The organism is Thermobifida halotolerans, assembly GCF_003574835.2.
GTDB lineage: Bacteria > Actinomycetota > Actinomycetes > Streptosporangiales > Streptosporangiaceae > Thermobifida > Thermobifida halotolerans.
The window spans coordinates 2,848,081-2,864,527 of sequence record NZ_CP063196.1; the positions used below are offsets into that span (position 1 = coordinate 2,848,081).

Sequence of the window (16,447 nt, forward strand, 5' to 3'; positions counted from 1 at the left end):
CGCGGGTGCGTGGTGCACCCGGATCGACGGTGGTCAGTGGGCCCTGGCTAGGGGCGCCGGTTGGCGAGCCGCAGCAACGCCGAAGCGAGTTCCTCGCCTCCCTGGGGGTCGCGGGCGACCACGAGGATGGTGTCGTCGCCCGCGATGGTGCCCAGGATGGCGGGGATGTCGGTGTGGTCGATCGCCGAGGCCAGGTACTGGGCCGCCCCCGGCGGGGTTCGGACGACGACCATGTTGGCCGACGCCTCGGCCGAGACCAGCAGGTCCTCGGCCAGTCTGCTCATGCGTGAATTGGACACGTGCTCCAGTCCGAGGTGGTCGGGACGCGCCCGTGGCAGGCGCTCACCGCCTTCCCCGGGCAGGACGTAGACGAGGCTTCCGTCGACGGTGCGGAGCTTGACCGCGCCCAGCTCGTCCAGGTCACGCGAGAGCGTGGCCTGCGTGACCTGGACGCCCTCCTCGGCCAGCCGGCGGGCCAACTCGCTTTGGGAGCGGACGTCGTACCTGGTCAGCATCTCGGCGATCTTGGCGTGGCGGGCGGCCTTGGTGGGAGGCACGGATCTCGCACCGTCGAGGGTCATCGTCGCTGGTCCTCCTCGGCGTCTCGGGCCGCGGCGGCCAGGATGCCCGGCAGCGCCCCGGTGAATTCGAGGATCTCCTCGCGGGTGACGGTCAGCGGCGGGGCCAGGCGGACCACGTCGGGGGTGACCGCGTTGACCAGGAACCCGGCCTCGGCGGCGCGAGTCTGGACGTGGGCCGCCGCGGGGGTGGCCAACTGGACGCCCCGCCACAGTCCGGCACCGCGCACCCCCGCGAGCAGGGGGTGGTCGACGGCACCGATCTCCGCGGCGAGCAGGTCGCCCAGTTCGGTGACGGAGTCGAGCAGGTTGTCGCTTTCGATGGTGGTGATGACGGCGAGGGCGGCGGCGGCCGCGACCGGGTTGCCGCCGAACGTGGAGCCGTGGTCGCCCTTGGCGAACGCGGTCCCGTACCGTCCGAAGCCGACGCACGCGCCGATGGGCAGTCCCCCGCCGAGGCCCTTGGCGAGGGTGAGCACGTCGGGGCGCACCCCTTCGGCCTGGTGGGCGAACCACCGCCCGGTGCGGCCGACGCCGCTTTGGATCTCGTCGAGCACGAAGGCGGCGCCGGTGTCGTCGCAGACGGCGCGGACCGCGGCGAGGTAGCCCTCGGCGGCCGGCACGACTCCGGCCTCGCCCTGCACGGGTTCGACGAAGACCGCGACGCACTCCTCGGTGACGGCCTGGCGCAGCGCGGCGACGTCGCCGTGCGGGACGAACCGCACCTCCGCCCCGAACGGGCCGAACGGTTCGCGGATGGCGGGTTTGCCGGTCAGGGCCAGCGCTCCGGAGGTGCGGCCGTGGAAGCCCGCGACGGTGGAGACGTAGTAGGTCCGCTCCGCTCCCGCTGCGCGTCGGACGAGTTTGAGCGCCGCCTCGTTGGCCTCGGTTCCGGAGTTGGCGAGGAAGACGCGGGCGGGCGCGCCGAGCAGGTCGACGAGTTTCTCGGCGAGCTCGACCTCCCGTTCGTGCAGGAACAGGTTGCTGGTGTGGGCGAGCGCGGCGGTCTGCTCGGCGACCGCCTTCACCAGGGCCGGGTGGCCGTGGCCCAGCGACGACACCGCGATTCCGGCGATGAGGTCGAGGTAGCGTCTGCCGTCGACGTCGAAGACGTGGCGGCCCTCACCGCGCGCCAGCGCGACGGGCGGGGTGCCGTAATTGGGCATGAGGACCGCGTCGAAGCGCTTCTGCAGCCGTTCGGTGGCGTTCATGCGGCGTCTCCCGTGGCCGGTTCGTCCGGCAGCACCATGGTGCCGACTCCTTCGTCGGTGAAGATCTCCAGCAGCATCGCGTTGGGCACCCGCCCGTCGAGCACGTGCGCCTGCGGCACTCCGCCGCGCACCGCGCGCAGGCAGGCTTCCATCTTGGGCACCATTCCCGACGACAGCCGGGGCAGCAGGCCCTCCAGTTCGGCGGCGGTCAGGTGGCTGATCAGTTCGGAGTTGGTCGGGTAGTCGGCGTAGAGGCCCTCGACGTCGGTGAGCACGATGAGTTTGGTCGCGTCCAGTGCCACGGCCAGGGCCGCGGCGGCGGTGTCGGCGTTGACGTTGTACACGCCGCCCTCCGCGGAGCGGGCGATGCTGGAGATGACGGGGATCCGCCCGTCGTCCAGCAGGCTGCGCACCGCGCCGGGCTGCACGTCGACGACCTCGCCGACCAGGCCGATGTCGACGGGTTCGCCGTCCACGATGGCGGGCTTGCGTTCGGCGGTGAACAGGTGGGCGTCCTCGCCCGACATCCCCACGGCGAAGGGGCCGTGCTCGTTGACCAGCCCGACGATCTCTCGGTTGACCTGGCCGACCAGGACCATGCGGACGACCTCCATCGTCTCGGGCGTGGTGACCCGCAGTCCGCCCGCGAAGGTGCTCTCCACGCCGAGCCGTTCCAGGTGCGCGTTGATCTGGGGACCGCCACCGTGCACGACGACCGGGCGCAGCCCGGCGTAGCGCAGGAACACGATGTTCTCGGCGAACCGCGCCCGCAGTCCGGGGTCGGTCATGGCGTTGCCGCCGTACTTGACGACGACGGTCCTGCCGTGGAGGGCGCTCAGCCACGGAAGCGCCTCGATGAGGGTGTTCGCCTTGTCCAGGGCGGTCTGGTGGATTCTGGAGATCATGTGGAGTAGGCCGAGTTCTCGTGCACGTATTCGACGGTCAGGTCGGTGGTCCACACCGTGGCCGCGGCGGAGCCCGCGGCGAGGTCCACGGTGACGGTGACGTCGCGGGGTTTGAGGTTGACCTTGGACCGGTCGTCGCCGACGGCCCCGCTCCGGCACACCCACACGCCGTTGATGGCGACGTTGAGCTGGTCGGGTTCGAAGACGGCGTCGGTGGTGCCCACCGCGGAGAGCACCCGGCCCCAGTTGGGGTCCTCGCCGTAGATCGCGCACTTGAACAGCGCGTTGCGGGCGACGGCGCGTCCGACGGCGACCGCGTCGGCGGTGCTGGCCGCGCCCACGACCTCGATGGCGATGCTCTTGGTGGCGCCTTCGGCGTCGGCGAGCATCTGGCGGCACAGGTCCTGGCAGACCTCGGTGAGCAGGCGGGAGAACTCGCCTTCGTCGGGGGTGGTGCCGGAGGCTCCGCTGCTCATGAGCAGCACGGTGTCGTTGGTGGAGGTGCAGCCGTCGGCGTCGAGCCGGTCGAAGGTCACCTCGGTGGCGGCGCGCAGCAGGGCGTCGCACTGCTCGGAGGTGAGCACGGCGTCGGTGGTGAGCACCGACAGCATGGTGGCCAGTGACGGGGCGAGCATGCCCGCTCCCTTGGCCATGCCTCCGACGGTGTAGCCGTCGCCGCGCCGGAAGGCGATCTTGGAGACGGTGTCGGTGGTGCGGATGGCGTCGGCCGCGTCCAGGCCGCCGTCGCGGGCGGCCTCGGCCACCGCGGCGTCCACTCCGGCGAGGAGTTTCGGCATGGGCAGGCGTTCGCCGATGAGGCCGGTGGAGCAGACCACCATCTCGGCCGCGGAGTCGTCGAGGGCCGCGGCCAGGTGTTCGGCGGTGGCGTGGGTGTCCTGGAAGCCGGGGGCTCCGGTGCAGGCGTTGGCCCCGCCGGAGTTGAGCACCGCGGCGCGCACCCGGCCGCCCGCGACGACCTGCTGCGACCACAGCACCGGAGCGGCCTTGACCCGGTTGCGGGTGAAGACGGCCGCAGCGGACCTGTGGGGGCCGTCGTTGATAACGACGGCGACGTCACGGTGTTCTCCGCCCTTGATCCCGGCGGCCACCCCCGCCGCCCGGAACCCGAGGGGTGCGGTAACGCTCACGGTGCCACTCCAGTCATGGGGAGTCCGGTGGTTTCGGGGAGGCCGAGGGCGATGTTGGCGCTCTGGATCGCGCCGCCCGCGGTTCCCTTGGTGAGGTTGTCGATGGCGGCGACCGCGACCAGGCGGCCCGCCGCGTCGTCCACGGTGACCTGGACGATCGCGGTGTTGGCGCCCAGGGTCATCGCGGTGGTGGGCCAACTTCCCCCGGGCAGCAGGTGCACGAAGGGTTCGGCGTCGTAGTGGCGCAGGTAGGCGGCGCGCGCCGCGTCCGCGTCGACTCCGGGCCTGAGCGGGGCCGAGCAGGTGGCCAGGATGCCGCGCGGCATCGGCACCAGGACGGGGGTGAAGGACACCCGGACCGGGACGCCCGCCACCGCGGACAGGTTCTGGGTGAACTCGGGGTTGTGCCGGTGGGCGCCGCCGACGCCGTAGACGCTCGCCGAGCCCATGACCTCGCTGGCGATGAGGTGGGGTTTGGCGGCCTTGCCCGCGCCGGAGGTGCCGGAGGCGGCGACCACCACGGCCTCGGGTTCGACCAGCTCTTCGGCGAGGGCCGGGAGCAGGGCGAGGGTTCCGCAGGTCGGGTAGCAGCCGGGGACCGCGATGCGTCTGGTCCGCGCCAGCGCGCCGCGGGCGCCGGGCAGTTCGGGCAGGCCGTAGGGCCAGGTCCCGGCGTGGTCGGAGCCGTAGAACCGCTTCCAGGCCGCGGCGTCGGTGAGCCGGAAGTCCGCGCCGCAGTCCACGACCAGGGTGTCCTCGTCGAGTCGGGCGGCGAGGGCGGCGGACTGGCCGTGCGGCAGCGCCAGGAAGACGATGTCGTGGCCGGACAGCGTCTCGGGGGTGGTCTCGGCGAGCACCCGGTCGGCCAGCGGGACCAGGTGCGGGTGGTGCTGTCCCAGCCGGGTCCCGGCGTTGCCGCCCGCGGTGAGCGCGCCGACCTCGATGTCGGGGTGGGCGAGCAGCAGGCGCAGGAGTTCACCTCCCACGTATCCGCTGGCGCCGGCGACCGCCGCCGTGTAACCCATGCTCAACTCCCCCCTGGGCCGGGTGCGACGTGCACCATCATGCACTGCACTGGAAAGTTATGCAAGCCAGTGTATAGGACCTCACCCCACGGTCGGGCGGGGGGTGCCGGACGGACCCGGCCCGGGGGGACGACGGAGGAGACCCGCCCGGGGAGTGTGCCCCCAACGATGTCCGCCCTCTGCTGGACTGGGGTCACCCACCCCTCCGGGGCCGAGGCCGCCCGGGACGCTCTCCTGGAGCGAGACCGCACCCCCGGGTCCGGGCCGCCCGGAACCGCGGCGGCCCGGTCAGCGTCCCGAGAGCCTGGAGGCCAGCTCGGCGAGCGTCGAGGTCTCGACGGTTCGGGAGGACTCGCGCCGGTCGGCGGTGCGGTAGAGGCCGTAGACGAGGTGCGTGCCGATCCACCGCAGCGGCTCGGGCTCCCAGCCGCGCACCTGGTGGCCCACCCAGGGCAGCCGGGTCAGTTCGGTGCTGCGTTCCAGGACCAGGTCGCACAGGGTGCGCCCGGCCAGGTTGGAGGTGGTGACGCCGCTGCCGACGTACCCTCCGGCCCAGCCCAGTCCCTCGGAGCGGTCCAGGCGCACGGCGGGGCACCAGTCCCGGGGAACCCCCAGGACACCGGACCAGGCGTGCGCCACGGGGGTCTCGGACGCGGCGGGGAACAGCCGGGCCAGCGCCCGCCACAGTTCCGCGATCGCCTGCGGCTGGGTGACGCCGTTGTCGTCGTGGCCGGAACCGAACCGGTAGGGCACCCCCCGTCCGCCGATGGCGATGCGGCCGTCGGCGGTGCGCTGGGCGTAGATGTAGGCGTGTGCGGCGTCGCCGAGGACCTCCCCGCCCTCCCAGCCGATCCGCTTCCACACCTCGGCGCTCAGCGGCTCGGTGACGATCATCGAGGAGTTCATGGGCAGCCACTGGCGGCGGTAGCCGTTGAGTTCGGCGGTGAACCCCTCGGTGGCGCGGATGACGTGGTCGGCGCGGACCGTGCCGTGCTCGGTCACCGCGGCGGGCCGCTGGTCTCCCTTGCGCGGTCGGATCTCGATGACCGCGGTGCTTTCGAAGATGTCCACGCCGAGCGCCTCGACCGCGGCGGCCAGGCCGCGGACGAGCTTGGCCGGTTGGACGCGCGCGGCGTGCGGGCTGAACGCCTCGGCCACCGCGCCGTCCACGCGCAGCCGCGGCTCGTGGTCGGGTCCCAGCAGGTAGTAGTCCTCGGGCCAGTACCCCCACTCCTGCAGGTAGGTGATCTCCTCCAGGAGGCGGGCCTTCTGCGCCTGGTTGGTCGCCACGATGCGCATGCCGCCCTTGACGATGTCGGCGTCGATCCCCTCGGCCTCGGCCACCCCGATGACCTCGTCGACCGAGGCCATCATGGCGCGTTGGAGCGCGATCATCGCTCCCTTGCCGTGCGACTTGGCGTAGCGTTCCCGCGACCCGGCGAACTCGGCCGACAGCCAGCCGCCGTTGCGGCCCGACGCGCCGAAGCCCGCGAACTCCCGTTCCAGGACCGCCACGCGCAGGTCGGGCTGTTCCTTCTTGAGGTAGTAGGCGGTCCACAGGCCGGTGTATCCGGCGCCGACGACGCACACGTCGTAGTCGGCATCGCCGGGCAGGGCGGCACGGCGTTCGGGAACTCCCAGTTCGCGGTACCAGAAGGACACCCCGCCGTTGCGGAACTCCTTCGAGCGGGGAATGGCGCGCATCTCGGCCGCGCTGGCGATGAGTCCCATGTGTGTCTGCCTCCCCCGGACGCTCCGCGGTGGCGCCTACGCCCCCGCTTCAGGCGCACCTCGTGTCGTACGTGGTCTCCCAAACTAGCGGAGGGCGGCTGTGGCGAAGAAGACGCATTCCGGTGAAGGAGTCCCGCCGCTCCCCCGGTGGGCGCCGCCGTCACCTCCGCTCGCCGCCCTCCTCGGTCCGGCGGGAGCTGTCGCGCAGTCTGCGCGCCTGCTCGGCCAGTGCCCGCACCCCCTCGGGACCCAGCGGGGCGAGCACGTGCTCGCGCAGCAGCGCGACGTGCCGGGCCCGGGCCCGTTCGGCGAGGGTGCGGCCCTTCTCGGTGAGGGTGGCGTAGGTGACCCGGCGGTCCGAGGGGCAGGCCTGGCGCGCCAGGTAGCCGTTGCGCTCCAACCGGTCGGCCAGCTTGGTGAACCCGCCGCTGCTCAGGGAGACCTCGCGGGCCAACTGGCTCATCGGCAGGCGGTTCCGGGGGGAGCGCTGCAACCGGATCAGCACCTCGAACCAGGGGCCGGACATGTCCTCGCCGGAGGGGTCGATCCCCCGGAGCAGGAGGGGGGAGGTCACCGAGAGTGCCTCGTGGAACAGTCCCCAGCAGGTGATGAGGTCGTCGTCGGTGATCCTCTCGGCGTCGCTCCTCGTTCCCATGCGGCCCCCCTAACGGCTGCGGTGGCACAGCCGGTCCCAGCATACGCAACAGATATCTTCTCAGTTAACTAATTTCTGCGGAAACCGCACCTCAGGGGCCGTGTCCGAGGAGGGGAGGACTCCCCGGGCACGGCCCGCACCTCAGGGACGCTGGTTGGGGACGGAGAGGTCGAGGAGACCGGCGGCGTCCAACTCCCGGAAGAGCGGGGGCCTCTCGGCGTCACCGCGTCCCCAGTACTGCAGGGGGTCGGCCCCCTCCCCCAGAAGCTGCCTGCGGACCGGCGACAGCCGCTCCAGCAGTTCGGCCGGGGCCTCGGTGTAGTCGTAGGGACGCATCCAACGGTAGGTGTAGGCGACGAAGACCGCCTTGCGGGTCACCTCGGAGTGGTTGTCGGTCCGGGTGTGCCAGATCCGGCGGTCGAAGACGATGGCGTCTCCCGGTTCGGCCGTCAGTTCGACCGCGCCGGGCGGGTCCTCGCCGTAGTCGTCCAGGTTCCGCGGGCGCTGCAGGGTGTTGGTCCGGTGGCTGCCGGGCACCACCATGAAGTTGCCGCGTCCCGGCTCCGAGGCGTCGGAGAGCCAGTAGGAGCACTTCACCGACAGCCGCGGCCGGGTCACCGGCGTCTCCACCTCCAGGTTGATCCGGCCGCCGTCCTGGTGCCAGCGCCATCGGCGCGGCCGCGGCCCCGGCAGGGGCGGGTGCACGTCTGCGTGCGAGTGGAAGCCGAAGATGTTCCACCCGAGCATCCCCCACACGATGGGGAAGGTCGCCGGATGGTCGAGCAGTTCCAGGAACGCCTCGTCCCGGAACAGGCAGGCCAGCAGGTGCATGTTGCCGTCGGCGTCCAGGCGCCCCGCCCGCTCCTCCTCCGCGTGGAGGCGGTCCACGGCCTCGGTGAGCCGCGCGACCTCCTCCTGGCCGAGGGCGCCCTTGACGGTCAGGAACCCGTATGTCTCGAACTGCTCGCGCTGCTGCCTGGTGATCACGTTGTTCCAGTGCGCCACGGTCGTGCCGGTCATCTCACTCCTCGTCTCGGCGTGGTCGGCGGCGCCATGGTCGGCACCACTCCGACACCGTCCACGGTGGCGCTCCCCCTCCAACGCCGTGTCGGCAAAAAGCAACAGATCAGGCACATTGTCCGGATTCTGCAACAGTCGGCCGCCTCTGCGGCTGTCACGTGCGGTGTGCGGCGATAATGTCCCGGTGACCGCGATCCTGTTGGTGGAGGACGACCCCTCCGCGAGAGTGGGCCTGGAACTGGCCCTGACCAGGCTCGGCCACTCGGTGACGGCCCGCGCCACCGGCGAGGAGGCGCTGCAGACGATCCGCTCCCGACGGCCCGAACTGGTCGTGCTGGACATCATGCTGCCCCGGATGGACGGCCTGGAGGTGTGCCGCCGTGTCCGGCACTCCGACGAGCTCCCCATCATCCTGCTCACCGCCCGCAGCGACGACATCGACGTGATCATGGGCCTGGAGGCGGGCGCCGACGACTACGTCGTCAAACCCGTCGAACCGCGCGTGCTGGACGCCCGGATCCGCGCGGTCCTGCGCCGTGCGGAGAACCAGCCGCTCAACCGGTCCGTCTACGGCGACCTGGTCGTGGACCGGGCGGCGCTCCGGGTCACCCGGCACGGCGAGGACCTCCACCTCACCCCCACCGAACTGCGTCTGCTGCTGGAACTGACCCGCCACCCCGGGAAGGCCCTGAGCCGCCAGCAACTGCTGCGCGACGTGTGGGAACACGACTACCTGGGGGACTCCCGCCTCGTCGACGCCTGCATCCAGCGGGTCCGGGCCAAGATCGAGGCCGATCCGGCGTCTCCGGTCCTCATCCAGACCGTCCGGGGCTTCGGCTACCGCTTCTCCCCGCCGTGACCGCGTCCACCCCCCGTCCCCGCGGTCTGTTCTCCCTGCGGCTCCGCCTGATCAGCGCGCTGACCGTGATGGCGCTGGTCTCGACGCTTCTGGCGTCGGGGATCGGCTCCGTCCTCTTCCACCGGGCACTGATGCAGCAGGCCCAGGACACCGCGCTCGAACAGGTCCGCCAGGTGCTGACCCACCAGGTCCCTCCGGCCCTGGTCAACCCGTCACTGGACCCCGAGTCGGTCCCCCAGCAGCCGCTGGAGGAGCTCGCGTTGGAACTGCGCCGCCGCACCCAGGGCCAGGCGCTGATCCTCGTGGAGGACACGGTCCGCGTCTCCAGCGGCGCCCGGATCGAGGACGTTCCCCCGAACCTGCGCGACCTGGCCGAGACGGGCATCGGCTGCCAGCGGGTCACCATCGAGGGCCGCCCCTGGCTGGTCGTGGGCACCCGGGTCCACATCGCCGACGCCGACGGCGGCGCCCGGCAGAGTCCGCTGCGTGTCTTCGTGTTCGTCAGCCTCTCCGCCCAGGAGGCGCAGATCTCCCGGCTCCAGGGCTCGCTGGCGCGGGCGGGCGGCAGCGCGTTCGTGGCGGCCGTGGTCGTCGGCGCCCTGCTGGCCAGCAGTGTGCTGCGGCCGGTGCGCCGCCTGCGGGACGCCGCGCGCCGCCTCGGCGAGGGCCACCTGGACACCCGCATCGAGGCGCGCGGCGGCGACGAGCTCTCCGAACTCGCCCGGACCTTCAACCGCAGCGCCGCGACGCTGCAGGCCAACATGGAGGAGCTGCGCCGACTGGAGAGCCAGGCGCGCCGCTTCGCCGCCGACGTCTCCCACGAGCTGCGCACCCCGCTGACCTCGCTGACCGCCCTGATCGACGTACTGGAGGACGAGGCCCGGCAGATGCCGCCGGACGCGGGCACCGCCGCACGGATCATCGCCGAGGAGACCCGCCGCCTGCGCCGCCTGGTGGAGGACCTTCTGGAGATCAGCCGCCTGGACGCGGGCGTGAGCGCGCTCAACCCCGACGAGATCGCGGTGCGCGAGGCGCTGTGGGAGTGCGTGCGTGCCCGGGGCTGGGCGGAGCGGGTCGAGATCCGCGCCGATCCGGAACTGCGCGCGTCGGTCGACCCGCGCCGCTTCGACGTCATCCTGTCCAACCTGGTGGGCAACGCGCTGCGGCACGGCGCCCCTCCGGTGACGGTGACCGCGCGGCTGGACACGGCCCGGACCCCGCCCGTGCTGGAGGTCCGGGTGCGCGACCGGGGGCCCGGCATCGCTCCGGAACTGCTGACCGACGTCTTCGAACGGTTCGTCAAAGCCGACACCGCCCGCTCCGGCGGCGCGGGCAGCGGCCTGGGACTGTCCATCGCCCACGCCAACGCGGTCCTCCACAAGGGCACGCTGACCGCGCACAACGACAGAGGAGCGGTCTTCACCCTCCTCCTGCCGCAACCCGTGAAGGAGAACCGATGACCACACCGGGACGACGCCGTCCTCGCAGGCCCGCCGCTCCGGGGGGCCGCAGCGCGGCTCCGGGGGCGCTGGCGCTGTGCGTCGCGCTGGCGGCCGGCGGCTGCGGGGTGCGCGACAGCGGCACCATCGACGCCGGTCCGGCTCCCGTCGCCCAGGGAAGCACGGACGCCGGAACACTGGTCTACCTGTTCGACTCCGACGCCCGCCTCACCCCGGTGTGGCGGGACACCGACCCGTCCGACGCCTGGGAGGTGCTCACACTGCTGTGGGACGGGCCCACTCCCGAGGAGCAGGAGCGGGGCCTGTGGAGCGCGCTGGGCCCACCGGCCGTGCTGCGCTGGGCGGAGGTTCTGGACGGCGGTGAACTGCACGTCCACGCCACGGCGGACGACGTGACCGTGTTCGCCACGCCGAGCACCACGCTGGCCCCCGACAACGGCCCCGGCGTGGTGGCCGAGACCCCGGTACCGCAGCAGTCCGGGGCTCCCCTGGCGCTCGACGGCGCACTGCAGGTGGTCTGCACCGGGCTGCGTGTCCACGGAGTGGAGTCGGTGCGCGTGTCCGGAGGCGGCAGGATCCACCGCGACACCGCGGCTCTCGGACCGGAGGACTGCGACGGCGCCGCCCCGCAGGACTGGTCGGAGATCGAACACTGGTGAGGACCGCCGTGCGGCGGTCCCCACCGTGGACGGTTCCGGGACCGCGCTAGCCGCGCAGCACCGCGCCCGTGCGTTCGGCGGCCACCGCCACCGCCGCGTCCCTGACCCGGGTGGCCTCCTCCGCGGTCAGTGTGCGGTCGTCGGCGCGCAGCCGCAGCGAGTAGGCCAGCGACTTGCGTCCCTCGCCGATCTGCGCCCCGGTGTAGACGTCGAACAGGCGGACGCTCTCCAGCAGCTCTCCGGCGCCCTGGCGCAGCGCGGCCTCCACGTCGGCCGCGGGCACCGACTCGTCCACCACGAGCGCGACGTCCTGGGTGGCCACCGGGTAGGTGGAGACGTTCGGGGCGGTCGCGACCGAGGCCGCCGCCTCGACGCGGTCCCAGTCGATCTCCATCGCCGCGACCCGCGGCGGCAGCCCGTAGGCCTTGATCACGCGGGGGTGCAGCTCACCGGCGTGCCCCACGAGCGTCTCGCCGTCGGCGTCCGCCACGTACAGCGCCGCGCAGCGACCCGGGTGCCAGGGCGCGTACCGGGCGGCGCGGACCACGAGCTCCACCCCGGCCACACCCGCCGCCTCGCGCGCGGCCTGGATCGCGTCGGCCCAGGTGGCGGCCTGTCCCTCGCCCCACCATCCGGACCGCTGCCGCTGCCCGGCCAGCACCGCGCCGATCCGGCGCGGCTGCTCGGGAAGCGCCGCCTCCAGCGCGGCGCGCTCCTCGGTGGTGGGCCCCCGGTCGACCGCCAGGATCGGCGCCCTGCCCGGGGAGCCGGGCCTGGGGCGGTAGACCAGCCCCGTCTCGAACAGCGCGACGTCGCCGAACCCGCGTCCCACGTTGCGGACCAGGGTCTTGAGCAGCCCCGGCAGCAGGGTGGTGCGCAGCAGCGGCTCGTCGTCGTTGAGCGGGTTGGCCAGCCGCAGCGCGTCGCGGCGGGCGTCGTCGGCGTCCAGCTGGAGGCCGTCGAGGTCGCGCACCCCGACGAAGGGGTAGTTGAGCACCTCGAAGAACCCGAGGTCGGCGAGCGTCCGCCCCACGGCGCGGCGCAGCCGCTGGCCGCGGGTCAGGCCACGCCCGGCCGGGGCCTGCGGCGGGATCGCCGGAATGTTCTCGTAGCCCTCGTTGCGGATGACCTCCTCGGCCAGGTCGTTGGGGTCGGTGAGGTCGGGGCGCCAGGTCGGGGGGGTGACCGACAGCGTGTCGCCGTCCTGGACGACCTCGCAGCCCACCAGGCGGAGCCGGGCGATCTCGGTCTCGACCGGGTAGTCCACCCCCGCGACCCGGCCCGCGTGGCCCGCCCGGACCACGACGGGCTCGCGGGGAGCCGTCAGGTCGATGTGGGTGAGGCCGTCCTCGACGGTCGCGCCGCCCAGCTCGGCGAGCAGGTGCACCGCGCGGGTCGCCGCGGCCAACTGGACCGCGGAGTCGACGCCGCGCTCGAAGCGGCGGGAGGACTCCGACGACAGCTGGTGGCGGCGCGAGGTGCGCGCGATGTGCGTGTCCGCGAAGTGCGCCGCCTCGATCAGGATGTCGGTGGAGGCCTCGTTGATCTCGGTGTTCAGACCGCCCATGACGCCCGCGATGTTGATCGGCCCCGACTCGTCGGTGATCAGGATGTCGTCGGGGTCCAGGGCGCGCACCACGTGGTCGAGGGTCTCCAGCTTCTCACCCTGCCGGGCCAGCCGGACCTCGATCGGGCCGCGCAGGGTGGCGCGGTCCCAGGCGTGCAGCGGCTGCCCCAGCTCCAGCATCACGTAGTTGGTGACGTCGACCGCCAGCGAGATGGAGCGCACCCCCGCCAGGTGCAGTCGGCGGCGCATCCACATCGGGCTCGGCGCGGCCGGGTCGAACCCGGTGACTCCGCGCAGTACGTAGCGGGAGCAGATCGCCGGGTCGGCGACGGTCGCCGGGTATCCGCCCCCGGTCGCCTCCGGCAGGGGAACGTCGGCGGGGTCGGCGAAGGCGATCCCGTAGGCGGCCGCGGCCTCGCGGGCCACGCCGCGCATCGACAGCGCGTAGCCGCGGTCGGGCGTCACCGCGATGTCCAGGACGGCGTCGCGCAGCCCCAGCAGGTCGTAGGCGTCCGCGCCGGGCTCGGCGGAGCCCTCGGGCAGCACGATGATGCCCGAGTGGTCCTCCCACAGCCCCAGTTCGCTCGCCGAGCAGATCATGCCCGCCGAGACCCTGCCGTAGGTCTTGCGCGCGGAGATCGCGAAGCCGCCGGGCAGCACCGCGCCGGGCAGCGACACCACGACGAGGTCGCCCTCGGCGAAGTTGCGGGCGCCGCACACGATGCCCTGCGGCTCGCCCGTGCCGTTGGCGTCGCCGACGTCCACGGTGCAGAACCGGATGGGCTTCTTGAAACCGGTGAGCTCCTCGATGGTCAGCACCCGGCCCACGGCGATCGGGCCGGTGATGTCGGCGCCCACCTCCTCGACGGTCTCGACCTCCAGTCCCAGGCCGATCAGCTTCTCGGCCAGGGCGCGCGGCGTGGCCTCGGCGGGCAGTTCGACGTACTCGCGCAGCCAGGAAACGGGAACCCGCATCACATCTCCATCCCGAAGGCCGCGGTGAACCGGACGTCACCCTCGACCATGTCGTGCATGTCCTTGACCCCGTGGGCGAACATCAGCGTCCGCTCGATGCCCACTCCGAAGGCCCAGCCGCTGTAGCGTTCGGTGTCGACCCCGGCGGCCGCGAGCACCCGCGGGTTGACCACGCCGCAGCCGCCGATCTCGATCCACCCCTCCGAGGAGCAGGTGCGGCAGGGGGCGTCGGGGTTGCCCACGGACGCGCCCCGGCACACGAAGCACTCCATGTCCACCTCGGCGGACGGCTCGGTGAACGGGAAGTACGACGGGCGCATGCGGGTGCGCAGCCCCTCGCCGAACATCCGCTCGACGAACACCTGGATCGCGCCGCGCAGGTGCGCCAGCGTGATCCCCTCGTCCACGACCAGCCCCTCCAACTGGTGGAAGACCGGGCTGTGCGTGGCGTCCAGTTCGTCGGTGCGGAAGGTGCGTCCGGGCGCGACCACGTAGACGGGAGGCTCGCGGTCCAGCATCGCGCGCACCTGGACCGGCGAGGTGTGCGTGCGCAGCACCATGCCGGAGTCGTCGCCGTCGGGTCCGGCGACGAAGAAGGTGTCCTGCATGGTGCGGGCCGGGTGGTCGGGCAGGAAGTTGAGGGCGTCGAAGTTGTACCACTCGGCTTCGACCTCCGGGCCCTCGGCGATCTCGAAGCCCATTCCGACGAAGATGTCGGCCATCCGCTCGGCGATGGTGGTCAGCGGGTGCCGCGCCCCGCGCGCGACCCGGTCGTAGGGCAGGGTGACGTCGACGGCCTCCTCGACGAGCACGCGGGCGTCGCGCTCGTCCTCCAGTTGGGCCTGGCGCGCCTTGAGCGCCTCGCCGACCTCGCGGCGGGCGCCGCCCACGCGCTTGCCCGCGTCGGCCCTCGCCGCGGGCGGCAGCGCGCCGATCTCCCGGTTGGCCAGCGCCAGCGGGGAGCGGTCGCCGGCGTGCGCGAGCCGGACCTCCTTGAGCTCCTCCAGGGTGGCGGCCCCGGCGATGGCGTCGAGCGCCTCGTTGCGCATGCGTGCGACCTCGTCCGGGTGGAGAACGTTCACCTCGACGGGGTCGTAGGAGTTGTTGGGTGCAGACATATGGGGTTGCCTCACCGTCCCCGCGTGGTCCGCGGGACGGACTGTCACGGCCCACCGCCCGACGGCGGGTGGGCACAAGCCGACTGGGAAGTCCTCGCGAAGCCCGCCGCCGTCGAGTCCGTCAGACGAACTCGGGAGTGCCGGCGGGCACGATAAATCGGAACTCGGCGCCACCACTGGGCGCGCGACCGACCGTGATCGTGCCACCGTGGGCCTCGATCAGGCCCTTGACGATGAACAGCCCCAGGCCGGTGCCCCCGCGGCGCTTGCCGCGCCAGAACTGGCGGAACACGCGCGGAACGGCCTCGGGCCTGATGCCCTCGCCCTCGTCGCGCACCGACACGGCTGCTCCTCCCTCGTACGGCTCGATCACTACCGTGACAGTACCAGCGCCGTGCCGCAATCCGTTTTCCACCAGGTTGGAGATGATCTGGTCGATCTTGTCGACGTCCAGCCACATCTCGGGCAGCGGGCCGCGCACGTCCAACCGGAAGCGGTCCTCCGGGTCGCCTCCGGCGACCCGCCCGGCGATGATCCGGCGGGCCCGCTCTCCCAGGTCGACGAGCTGCCGGTGCACCTCGAGACGGCCGGACTGGATCCGGGACACGTCGAGCAGTTCGGTGATGAGCCTGGTGACCCGGTCCGCGTCGGCGTTGACGGTCTCCAGCATGAAGATCTTCTGCGTGTCGGTGAGCCGGTGCCACTTGGCCAGCATCGTCGCGGTGAACCCCTTGACGCTGGTCAGCGGGGACCGCAACTCGTGGGCGACCGTGGAGACCAGATCGGCGCTGGAGCGTTCCGAGCAGGCCCGGCCGGCGGCCTCGCGCAGGGTCACCACCAGGCGGACCACGTCACCGCACGGTTCCCGGCGCACGTAGCGGGCGGCCATCATGACCTCGCGTCCGTCGGCCAGCCGCACCAGCCGTTCGGGTTGGCGGACCCTGGTGCGCAGCCCCCCGTAGGGGTCGGTGCACTTCCACCAGTCGCGTCCCTCGGGATCGTGGAGCGGGAGCACGTCGCGGAAGTCGCGGCCGAGGGCGCTGTCCGCGGGGACTCCGCTCAGGCGGGCGGCCATCCGGTTGAACGCGACCACCCTGCCCCGGTGGTCGGCGACCAGCACCCCATCGGGAAGGTCCTCGGCCGACAACAGGGCATCACGCCCGTGGCCACCGACTGCCGACTGGTCGCCACCCACGACCGCCTCCCAAGCCATATGCGAACATTCATGCCGCCCTTTCGGGACGGCACAGCCCATGTTGTGCACCATCCAGCGTCCGGGCGGTTCCGGCCGGACACCCGCTCCCGGAAAGATCGTTACCCGCTGGTCGCAACGGCTACGCGCACGCTGTCTCCGTCTCGACCCGCGGAAGAACGCAGCGGACTTCCGCGCGAAGGACCGCGAGGCTCCAGGATGACGAGCGTAGCGGCAACCGTAGGTGAGCGGGCAAGCCGACAACAATCCCGTGGCGCCGGTCGGAGGGGCGCCGACGGCGGCGGCCCGTGACGGCGGTGCCCTCTCAACAGGGGATCAGCGGT

Annotated in this window: 14 protein-coding genes; 3 read left to right on the top strand and 11 right to left on the bottom strand. The window is 72.5% G+C overall.

Going from position 1 to position 16,447, the window contains the following annotated elements:
* Nucleotides 1-47: 47 nt before the first annotated feature.
* From NI17_RS12720 to NI17_RS12755, 8 genes are all read right to left on the bottom strand, one after another.
* Nucleotides 48-581: an arginine repressor gene (locus tag NI17_RS12720; RefSeq protein ID WP_068689051.1), complete on the bottom strand. Its 534-nt coding sequence runs from the start codon at nucleotides 579-581 to the stop codon at nucleotides 48-50.
* Complete coding sequence (locus NI17_RS12725; RefSeq protein WP_068689049.1) at nucleotides 578-1,789, bottom strand: acetylornithine transaminase; 1,212 nt, start codon at nucleotides 1,787-1,789, stop codon at nucleotides 578-580. The genes NI17_RS12720 and NI17_RS12725 overlap by 4 nt, the downstream gene beginning before the upstream one ends.
* Nucleotides 1,786-2,694: an acetylglutamate kinase gene (gene argB / locus NI17_RS12730; RefSeq protein ID WP_068689047.1), complete on the bottom strand. Its 909-nt coding sequence runs from the start codon at nucleotides 2,692-2,694 to the stop codon at nucleotides 1,786-1,788. The genes NI17_RS12725 and argB overlap by 4 nt, the downstream gene beginning before the upstream one ends.
* The gene (argJ, locus tag NI17_RS12735; RefSeq protein ID WP_068689045.1) at nucleotides 2,691-3,842 is read right to left on the bottom strand and encodes a bifunctional glutamate N-acetyltransferase/amino-acid acetyltransferase ArgJ; all 1,152 of its coding nucleotides are present in this window, start codon (nucleotides 3,840-3,842) and stop codon (nucleotides 2,691-2,693) included. Before argJ ends, argB begins: the two co-directional genes overlap by 4 nt.
* Nucleotides 3,839-4,867: an N-acetyl-gamma-glutamyl-phosphate reductase gene (argC, locus tag NI17_RS12740; protein ID WP_068689043.1), complete on the bottom strand. Its 1,029-nt coding sequence runs from the start codon at nucleotides 4,865-4,867 to the stop codon at nucleotides 3,839-3,841. The genes argJ and argC overlap by 4 nt, the downstream gene beginning before the upstream one ends.
* A 288-nt stretch (nucleotides 4,868-5,155) precedes the next feature.
* Nucleotides 5,156-6,598 carry an NAD(P)/FAD-dependent oxidoreductase gene (locus NI17_RS12745; RefSeq protein ID WP_119267789.1) on the bottom strand — a complete coding sequence of 481 codons (1,443 nt, stop codon included), beginning with the start codon at nucleotides 6,596-6,598 and terminating at the stop codon, nucleotides 5,156-5,158.
* Nucleotides 6,599-6,758: 160 nt separating this feature from the next.
* Nucleotides 6,759-7,253 carry a MarR family winged helix-turn-helix transcriptional regulator gene (locus NI17_RS12750; protein WP_068689041.1) on the bottom strand — a complete coding sequence of 165 codons (495 nt, stop codon included), beginning with the start codon at nucleotides 7,251-7,253 and terminating at the stop codon, nucleotides 6,759-6,761.
* A 141-nt stretch (nucleotides 7,254-7,394) separates the two neighbouring features.
* The gene (locus NI17_RS12755) at nucleotides 7,395-8,273 is read right to left on the bottom strand and encodes a phytanoyl-CoA dioxygenase family protein (RefSeq protein WP_068689039.1); all 879 of its coding nucleotides are present in this window, start codon (nucleotides 8,271-8,273) and stop codon (nucleotides 7,395-7,397) included.
* A 184-nt stretch (nucleotides 8,274-8,457) separates the two neighbouring features.
* On the opposite strand from NI17_RS12755, the gene NI17_RS12760 reads away from it, so the two are divergent.
* Genes NI17_RS12760 through NI17_RS12770 form a run of 3 tightly spaced genes read left to right on the top strand, consistent with a single transcriptional unit; the run spans nucleotide 8,458 to nucleotide 11,251 of the window.
* Entirely contained in the window at nucleotides 8,458-9,132 is a 675-nt protein-coding gene (locus tag NI17_RS12760; RefSeq protein ID WP_068689038.1) for a response regulator transcription factor, read from the top strand.
* Nucleotides 9,129-10,592, top strand: a complete 1,464-nt coding sequence (locus tag NI17_RS12765; protein ID WP_068689036.1) for a sensor histidine kinase — start codon at nucleotides 9,129-9,131, stop codon at nucleotides 10,590-10,592. The genes NI17_RS12760 and NI17_RS12765 overlap by 4 nt, the downstream gene beginning before the upstream one ends.
* On the top strand, nucleotides 10,589-11,251 hold the full coding sequence (locus NI17_RS12770) for a hypothetical protein (RefSeq protein ID WP_068689034.1): 663 nt from the start codon (nucleotides 10,589-10,591) through the stop codon (nucleotides 11,249-11,251). The genes NI17_RS12765 and NI17_RS12770 overlap by 4 nt, the downstream gene beginning before the upstream one ends.
* A gap of 46 nt (nucleotides 11,252-11,297) precedes the next feature.
* On the opposite strand, the gene pheT is transcribed toward NI17_RS12770, so the two are convergent.
* The 3 genes from pheT to NI17_RS12785 form a co-directional block, all read right to left on the bottom strand.
* Nucleotides 11,298-13,793, bottom strand: coding sequence for a phenylalanine--tRNA ligase subunit beta (gene pheT / locus NI17_RS12775; protein WP_068689032.1), 2,496 nt, complete (start codon nucleotides 13,791-13,793; stop codon nucleotides 11,298-11,300).
* Nucleotides 13,793-14,911, bottom strand: a complete 1,119-nt coding sequence (gene pheS, locus NI17_RS12780) for a phenylalanine--tRNA ligase subunit alpha (RefSeq protein WP_068689030.1) — start codon at nucleotides 14,909-14,911, stop codon at nucleotides 13,793-13,795. Before pheS ends, pheT begins: the two co-directional genes overlap by 1 nt.
* A gap of 121 nt (nucleotides 14,912-15,032) precedes the next feature.
* On the bottom strand, nucleotides 15,033-16,124 hold the full coding sequence (locus tag NI17_RS12785; protein WP_068689028.1) for a sensor histidine kinase: 1,092 nt from the start codon (nucleotides 16,122-16,124) through the stop codon (nucleotides 15,033-15,035).
* Nucleotides 16,125-16,447 lie beyond the last annotated feature (323 nt).

What these genes read in the sequence shown, in the direction of transcription:
- NI17_RS12720 (WP_068689051.1), bottom strand. Translation starts at nt 581, where the DNA reads ATGACCCTCGACGGTGCGAGATCCGTGCCTCCCACCAAGGCCGCCCGC.
- NI17_RS12725 (WP_068689049.1), bottom strand. Translation starts at nt 1,789, where the DNA reads ATGAACGCCACCGAACGGCTGCAGAAGCGCTTCGACGCGGTCCTCATG.
- argB (WP_068689047.1), bottom strand. Translation starts at nt 2,694, where the DNA reads ATGATCTCCAGAATCCACCAGACCGCCCTGGACAAGGCGAACACCCTC.
- argC (WP_068689043.1), bottom strand. Translation starts at nt 4,867, where the DNA reads ATGGGTTACACGGCGGCGGTCGCCGGCGCCAGCGGATACGTGGGAGGT.
- NI17_RS12745 (WP_119267789.1), bottom strand. Translation starts at nt 6,598, where the DNA reads ATGGGACTCATCGCCAGCGCGGCCGAGATGCGCGCCATTCCCCGCTCG.
- NI17_RS12750 (WP_068689041.1), bottom strand. Translation starts at nt 7,253, where the DNA reads ATGGGAACGAGGAGCGACGCCGAGAGGATCACCGACGACGACCTCATC.
- NI17_RS12755 (WP_068689039.1), bottom strand. Translation starts at nt 8,273, where the DNA reads ATGACCGGCACGACCGTGGCGCACTGGAACAACGTGATCACCAGGCAG.
- NI17_RS12770 (WP_068689034.1), top strand. Translation starts at nt 10,589, where the DNA reads ATGACCACACCGGGACGACGCCGTCCTCGCAGGCCCGCCGCTCCGGGG.
- pheT (WP_068689032.1), bottom strand. Translation starts at nt 13,793, where the DNA reads ATGCGGGTTCCCGTTTCCTGGCTGCGCGAGTACGTCGAACTGCCCGCC.
- pheS (WP_068689030.1), bottom strand. Translation starts at nt 14,911, where the DNA reads ATGTCTGCACCCAACAACTCCTACGACCCCGTCGAGGTGAACGTTCTC.
- NI17_RS12785 (WP_068689028.1), bottom strand. Translation starts at nt 16,124, where the DNA reads ATGGCTTGGGAGGCGGTCGTGGGTGGCGACCAGTCGGCAGTCGGTGGC.